5 protein-coding genes and 1 pseudogene are annotated in these 5790 nt (G+C 44.3%); all 6 read right to left on the bottom strand.

Annotation, left to right across the window (positions count from 1 at the left end; genetic code table 11):
- Positions 1-113: 113 nt before the first annotated feature.
- Positions 114-788 (bottom strand): cytochrome c oxidase subunit 3, encoded by a 675-nt coding sequence (locus VIP81_RS06415; protein ID WP_331957643.1) that lies wholly within the window; start codon positions 786-788, stop codon positions 114-116.
- Between the two features lie 27 nt (positions 789-815).
- Positions 816-1382, bottom strand: coding sequence for a cytochrome c oxidase subunit 3 (locus VIP81_RS06410; protein ID WP_133807248.1), 567 nt, complete (start codon positions 1380-1382; stop codon positions 816-818).
- Between the two features lie 16 nt (positions 1383-1398).
- A complete protein-coding gene (gene cyoE, locus VIP81_RS06405; RefSeq protein WP_331957642.1) occupies positions 1399-2274 on the bottom strand; it encodes a heme o synthase in 876 nt (291 codons plus the stop codon).
- 149 nt (positions 2275-2423) lie between these two features.
- Positions 2424-4235, bottom strand: coding sequence for a cytochrome c oxidase subunit I (locus VIP81_RS06400; protein ID WP_133806993.1), 1812 nt, complete (start codon positions 4233-4235; stop codon positions 2424-2426).
- A gap of 115 nt (positions 4236-4350) precedes the next feature.
- On the bottom strand, positions 4351-5376 hold the full coding sequence (locus VIP81_RS06395) for a cytochrome c oxidase subunit II (RefSeq protein ID WP_331957641.1): 1026 nt from the start codon (positions 5374-5376) through the stop codon (positions 4351-4353).
- Between the two features lie 62 nt (positions 5377-5438).
- Positions 5439-5790: pseudogene (locus VIP81_RS06390) on the bottom strand (quinol:cytochrome C oxidoreductase); the annotation flags it as partial.

Genomic DNA, 5790 nt, shown 5'->3' with positions numbered 1-5790 from the left:
TCATGCCCTGCCGCAGTATGTGTATGCTCCATTATTCTTTAAATTAATAAATTCGAAAATTTCTGATTCCAAATAATTATGACAAACCTTGTATGCCGTTCTCTGATATGAGATCACAGCAGGTAGAAGCAGGTGAATACGAATACCCACACCAGATCTACAAAGTGCCAGTACAGTCCTACTTTTTCCACCATTTCATAGTGACCTCTGTCGTCGTAGGTACCTTTCAGTACGTTGCCGAGGATCACGATATTCAGTATAACACCAGAGGTTACGTGCAAGCCGTGGAAACCAGTGATGGTAAAGAAGAAGTTAGTAAAGTTGGTAGAAGCCAGTGTACCATCTACGTTAATGAAAGGATTACGACCCCACCATGCACCTTCTGCATAAAGATGTGTCCACTCCCATGCCTGACAGCTCAGGAAGGCAATACCACCGATGATAGTCCAGGTGAGCCATTTAGCCACTGCTTTTCTATCTCTCATGTGACCGGCATGTACAGCCAGTACCATGGTTACAGAGCTCATGATGAGAATGAAAGTCATTAAGCTCACAAACATTAACGGCAGATTGGCATGTCCCATGCCCGGGAATGATCTGAATACTTCATTCGGATCAGGCCAGGATGGGCTGGAAAACCGGATGGTACCATATGCTATCAATAATGCGCCGAATGTGAACGCATCTGACATCAGGAAGTACCACATCATCAACTTGCCATAGCTCACATTAAAGGGAGAATATCCTCCGGCCCACCATTTTTTCTTCGCTGTAACTGCTGTATCCATTGTTAGTTTTATAAAATTTTACAAAGTTTATCTGGCGATACTTAAAAAAATTAACAGGTAAATCCACAGTATGTCCACGAAATGCCAGTAAGTTGCGGCCACTTCAATGGGTACCGGGCTATAGGTTCGTACACGGGTTCTGTAGGCCCTGCCAAACATAATGAGTAGTGCCACTACACCACCCAGAACGTGCAGCATGTGCACTCCTACGATTACATAAATAAAAGAAGCGGAAACCGGCCCATTGAGGGGCAGGCCCATATTTTTCAGTTGAGAAAAACCAATCCATTGGCAGGCTGCAAACACTACACCCAGTATTGCGGTGAGTGTGATCAGTTGTTTGTAACGCTGCATATTCCTTTCTTTAAACTGCTTTAAAGCCAGGTGAATAGTTAAGCTACTTGTTAAAATTACGGCAGTGGATATCCAGAAAATATGCGGCAATTCAAATGCCAGCCAATTTGCCTGTGATCTTTTAACAATGTAAGCACTGGTGAATCCGATAAACATCATGGTAATGCTACCCATAGCAATCCATAGGGAATATTTATGCGGATGTATTTTCTTACGTTGTTCTAATGTCATAGTATCCATCACTCCTCTTTTCATTTTATGCTTTGTCCAGTAGCTGTGCCAGCTGAACAATAGTCAGATAAATATAAGATCCGAACATCAGCTTGCGAGCGGCCGGAACATCATTCTTTCTGTACAGGTTAATTGCTCTGTAGAGGAAGAAAATACCTGCAAGAATGGCCACTATAGCAGAAATGCTGCCAGTGATCTTCAGGAGGTACGGTGCTACGCCGGCAGGAATCAGCAACAAGGTGTACATAGCGGCCTGAATGGCGGCGTACTTGTTGGGTTCTCCGCTACCAGGCAACATTCTGAAGCCTGCTTTCGCATAATCTTTATACGCAATCCAGGCGATAGCCCAGAAATGCGGAAATTGCCACAGAAACTGGATAGCGAATAAAGACCAGCCACCTTCCGCCAGGTTATTGGCGCCAGCTGCCCATCCGATTAAGGGAGGCATGGCACCTGGAATAGCACCTACCAGTACGGACAGTGAATTCCATTTTTTCCAGGGCGTATATACGAAACCGTATAATACCAGGGAAACCAGGCTGAGTAAACCGGCTAACCAGTTAAAGCAATATCCCATAATCAGGATACCCGCTACACCGGTTACTACTGCCAGCACTATCGCCTCACCATCGTTCATACGCCCGGAGGGCAATGGACGAACAGCGGTGCGGGCCATCAGTTTATCTGTATTCTTCTCCCATATCTGATTAATAGTATTTGCAGATCCGGAAACCAGCAAACCACCGGCAAATAATAAAAGAACTTTTATTAAGTTAAACTCCACTCCTGGTACCAGCAGATAACCCACTACAGACGAAAATACCACCATAAAGGTGAGATTAAACTTCATCAGCTGAGAGTAATCTTTCGCCTTACTGGCTACTGCATACGATGACGACAATTTTATGGAGTTTTCTTGCAACATTTTTTTTCTAGCCACATTCCGGTTTTAAAGTCCGGAACAAATTTACAAACATCACAGTGAACAAAATCCCGGGAGGAAGATTTTCCTTTAAAGGGTCTCTTCCTGCCGGAATTCCGAACTATATTTTAGTGCGCTGATTCATTAGGTCCAATTGGCTCTGTCTGCGGAATGAAATCTCTTCCATCCTTGCTATAGTCATAAGCCCAACGGTAAACTTCAGGAATTTCACCAGGCCAGTTGCCGTGACCGGCGTGGATAGGTGTAGTCCATTCCAGGGTAGTTGCGTTCCATGGATTCTGAGTGGTCATCTTTCTACCTTTGAAAATGCTGTAGAAGAAGTTAAACACGAACAGGAGTTGTACCGCAAATACCAGGATTACCACGATAGTGATAAATTCGTTCAGCCCACCAAACTGTTTGAAGGAAGCCCAACCTGATACATCATAGTATCTTCTTGGCATACCCGCCATACCTTCGTAGTGCATAGGCCAGAAGATCAGGTAAGCACCGATCATAGTTACCCAGAAGTGGATGAAACCGATGGTCTGGTTCATGAAACGTCCATACATTTTAGGGAACCAGTGGTAGATACCGGCAAACATACCGAAGAATGCAGATACACCCATTACAATATGGAAGTGGGCGATCACAAACATGGTATCATGCAGGTGAATATCGATAGAAGAGTTACCTAACCAGATACCTGTTAAACCGCCGGAGATGAAAGTGCTCACGAAACCGATAGAGAACAGGGAAGCAGGTGTAAAATTGATATTACCCTTCCAGATAGTAGTGATCCAGTTAAATACCTTGATGGCAGATGGTACCGCAATCAATAAGGTTAAGAGTACGAAGAATGCACCCAGGAACGGATTCAGACCTGTAACGAACATATGGTGCGCCCAAACCAGGAAGGCCAGGATACAGATAGCGAACAGGGAACCAATCATTGCCAGGTAACCGAAGATAGGTTTGCGTGCGCTTACCGCTAATACTTCAGATACCATACCCATTGCAGGGAGGATAATGATATATACCTCAGGGTGACCTAAGAACCAGAATAAATGTTGATAGAGAATAGCACTACCACCTTCGTTAGCCAAAGCTTTACCGGCGATAAAGATATCGGACAGGTAGAAGCTCGTACCAGCGTGACGATCCATCAGCAGCAGGATGAAACCTGACAGCAATACAGGGAAAGACAGTACACCTAATACAGCGGTAAAGAAGAATGACCAGATAGTCAAAGGCATTTTGGTCATCGCCATACCTTTGGTACGCATATTCAGCAGTGTAGAGATATAGTTCAAACCACCCAGCAGCTGAGAAACAACAAACAGTGCCATGCTGGTTAACCACAAATCCACCCCTACTTTAGAACCGATAGAAGCATCACCTAATGCGCTCAGTGGCGGATACATTGTCCAACCTCCGGAAGCAGGGCCTGTTTGAACAAACAGGGAAGCCATCATTACCATACTAGCCAGGAAGAAAAACCAATAGCTCAGACAGTTCATGAAAGGAGAGGCCATGTCACGCGCACCTACCTGCAGGGGGATCAGCAGGTTAGAGAAGGTACCGCTCAAACCGGCAGTCAATACAAAGAATACAAGGATGGTACCGTGCATTGTTACCAATGCATAATATGCTTCCGCTGAAATGCGGCCACCTTTAGCCCAATGACCCAGGATGCTTTCCAGCCAAGGGAAAGTAGCATCGGGAAAACCAAGTTGCAAACGGAACAGAACAGAGAAGAAGGCACCAATGATAGCCCAAACGATACCAGTAATCAGGAATTGTTTGGCGATCATTTTATGATCCATGCTGAACACATATTTCGAGATGAAACTGTCTTCATGATGGTGCTCATGATCATGATGATCATGCGCTCCGTGCATTACCTCCTGTTGACTGTGCAATGTTGCTTCGTTACTCATAATCGGTTCGGTTTATTATAAACTAACGCCCGGGAAGTATCGTCGTTTGTCAGTTTGTCTTTATTGTTTTTAATTGTACTCCGTCAAAAATTCTTCTACACAAAATTACAGCTTACTAGTTAGCAGCTACTACTTTTTGTGTGCTGTCTGCTGCAGCAGGAGCAGCAGCCTGGTGTGTTAAATCATAAGTAGATTTCTGCTTAGCTGTCCAGGCATCAAATTCAGCCTGTGTTTCTACTACTATCACGCCTCTCATGGAATAGTGACCGCTACCACACATCTGATCACAGGAAATTTCGAAAGTGAAATCCGGGTTACCGGTTTTTTCCTGCATTTGTTTGGTGGTATACTTAGGTGTAAACCAGAGGGTAGTAGGAATACCAGGAACCGCATCCATTTTCATACGGAAGTGAGGTAAACCTACGTCATGGATAACATCGCGGGAACCAATTACAAATTTAACTGGTTTACCAACTACCAGGTGAACTTCGGTAGGCATAAAATCATCCTTATTCAGCGGATCATTCCAGTCCAGGCCTAATTCATTACCTGCAGAAGGGTCGATATTTTTGAAGTCGCGACGACCCAGCTGACCATCTTTTCCAGGGTAGCGGAAAATCCAGTTAAACTGTTTGCCGGTTACTTCTACTACCTGTGCATCTTTTGGAGCATCAGAAGTCAGTTGGAACCAATGTTTCAGACCAAAAGCCACCAGTACGGTTAATGCGATCGCCGGAATAACGGTCCAGATAACTTCCAGTTTATTATTATGCGGAAAGTAAAATGCTTTTTGACCTTCTTTTTCCTGGTATTTAAATGCGAACCAGAATAAAGCTACCTGGGTAAGCACGAACACCACACCAGTGATGGCCAGTGTTACGTAAATGAGGGTATCAACGCCTTCACCCTGTTCTGAAGCAGATTCGCCCAGGATTTTGCCTTTCAGCAAATCGTTACACCAGTACACTCCTATAAGCCCCAGCACCAGGAATGCAATCAGCAGGAAACCATTTATACGGTTACTTTGCTCGCGCGCTTTCTTTTCTCCCTTCAATATGGACACATATTCGCTCGCCTTCGCAATCTGGAAGATGACTATGAATATGAGAACAACAACTAAGACTGCTAAAAATCCTGACATTGCTATATGAAATAATTAAGTTATCTAATGCTTTTCTATTGCCTAATCTCCTTGATCACCTATTAGGTGTGATGAACGATACTTTCTTTCAGGTAAGGATGATTTTTTGGAACCAATGAAGCTTTTGTCAGCTGATTGGATACCAGGAAAATGATCAGTCCCACGAAACCAAGTCCGAGTCCGAATTCATACCACGGGAATACCAGGTTTTTAACAGTACCAGGGTACACCATCTGCCAGAAATCCAGCCAGTGACCGAAGATGATCACGATAGCGATGAATACGATGGCAGTATAATTACGTTTAGTGTCCCTTTTCATCAGGAACAGTAACGGCGTTACAAAGTTGATCAGGAGGTTCAGGAAGAAGATAGGTCTCCACTGGCCCCAAACACGTGGCTGGAAGTATTCAGTT

It is taken from the genome of Chitinophaga sp. (genome assembly GCF_036566945.1).
Classification (GTDB): Bacteria; Bacteroidota; Bacteroidia; order Chitinophagales; family Chitinophagaceae; genus Chitinophaga.
This window is presented reverse-complemented; position numbering and strand designations above follow the sequence as displayed.